At 69.6% G+C, this 1543-nt stretch carries 2 protein-coding genes; both read left to right on the top strand.

Annotation, left to right across the window (positions count from 1 at the left end):
• Window positions 1-769, top strand: a 769-nt coding sequence (locus DBR34_RS13225) for a glucokinase (RefSeq protein ID WP_128097132.1), incomplete at its 5' end; no start/stop codon positions are given.
• Between the two features lie 56 nt (window positions 770-825).
• The coding region (locus DBR34_RS13220) for a N(4)-(beta-N-acetylglucosaminyl)-L-asparaginase (RefSeq protein ID WP_128097131.1) at window positions 826-1543 on the top strand (718 nt) is incomplete at its 3' end.

Genomic DNA, 1543 nt, shown 5'->3' with positions numbered 1-1543 from the left:
GCTGGAAGGCGACCACCTGGTTAACACCAACCTGCCATGGCCGGTGTCGGTGGCCGACACGCGCACCCAGGCCGGTCTTCGCTCGCTGGCCCTGATCAATGATTTCGAAGCGGTCGCCTACGCGATCCCGCATGTGCAGGCCGATACGCTGGTGCCGCTCAACGGAGAGACCGAGGGCGGCTCGCGTTGGCCGGCGCTGGTGCTGGGCCCGGGCACCGGGCTGGGCGCGGCACTGCGTTTCCAGGGCGGGCATCAACCGGTGCTGGCCAGCGAAGCGGGCCATGCCGCGCTTACGGCCGGCACGGAACTGGAACTGGAAATCCTGCGGCAGATGCAGCAGCGCTGGGCGCACGTGGACCAGGAGCGCATCCTGTCCGGCAGCGGCCTGATGAATCTGTATCCGTGCCTGTGCGGCCTTCGTGGCGTGGCACCCCAATGGAACACGCCCGAACAGCTGATCGCCGCCGCGCACCTGGGCGACGACCTGGTGGCGGTGGAAACGCTGGAGGTGTTCAGCGCGTGGCTGGGCAGCCTCGCCGGCGACCTCGCCATTACCTTCGGTGCGCGTTCGGTGTACCTGGTGGGCGGCATTCCGCCGCGCATCGCGCACTTCCTGCACGCGGGCGGCTTCCAGGCGCGGTTCCTGGCCAAGGGTGTGATGGGCCGGGTGTTGGCCCAGGTGCCGGTGTGGCGGGTGGAACATGGCGAACTGGGCATGCTGGGTGCGGCGGTATGGCACGCCGCGCGCCACGAACGCGCCGTGGCATGACGCTTCCGCCCGGTTGCCGGGCGGCTCGATGACCGATCTTGCAGGGAGTGGGTGGGATGACCGATCGCAGGCAGTTCCTCCAGGCCGGTGTGCTGGCCGCAGGCGCGCTGGCCTTGCCGCGCGTAGGTGCACGGGCAGCCAGTGGCGCACGGGTGGTGTCCACCTGGGACTTTGGCGTGGGCGCCAACCAGGCGGCGTGGAAAGTGTTGGCGGGCGGCGGCAGCGCACTGGACGCGGTGGAAGCTGGCGCGCGCTGGGCTGAAAGCGAGTTGTGCAACCCCACCGTGGGCCGCTGCGGCAATCCCGATCGTGACGGTGTGCTCAGCCTCGATGCCAGCATCATGGACGGCGATGGCCGCTGTGGCTCGGTGGCGGCGCTGACCGACATCCTGCATCCCGTTTCTGTGGCACGCAAAGTGATGGAAAACACCCCGCACGTGATGCTGGTCGGGGAGGGCGCGCAGCAGTTCGCGGTGGCGCAGGGCTTCGAGCGCCAGAAGCTGCTCACGCCCGCCGCCGAGAAGGCATGGCGCGAATGGTTGAAGACCGCGCAGTACACGCCGGAGATCAACGTCGAGCGCCGCGGGCGTCCGGGCGACAGCAGCAACCACGACACCCTGGGCATGCTGGCCATCGACGCCAACGGCCGTCTGGCCGGTGCCTGCACCACCAGTGGCATGGCCTGGAAGCTGCACGGCCGCGTGGGCGACAGCCCGATCATCGGCGCTGGCCTGTATGTGGACAACGAGGTGGGCGGGGCGACGGCGTCGGGGG

It is taken from the genome of Stenotrophomonas sp. HMWF003, assembly GCF_003061285.1.
GTDB lineage: Bacteria > Pseudomonadota > Gammaproteobacteria > Xanthomonadales > Xanthomonadaceae > Stenotrophomonas > Stenotrophomonas maltophilia_AP.
This window is presented reverse-complemented; position numbering and strand designations above follow the sequence as displayed.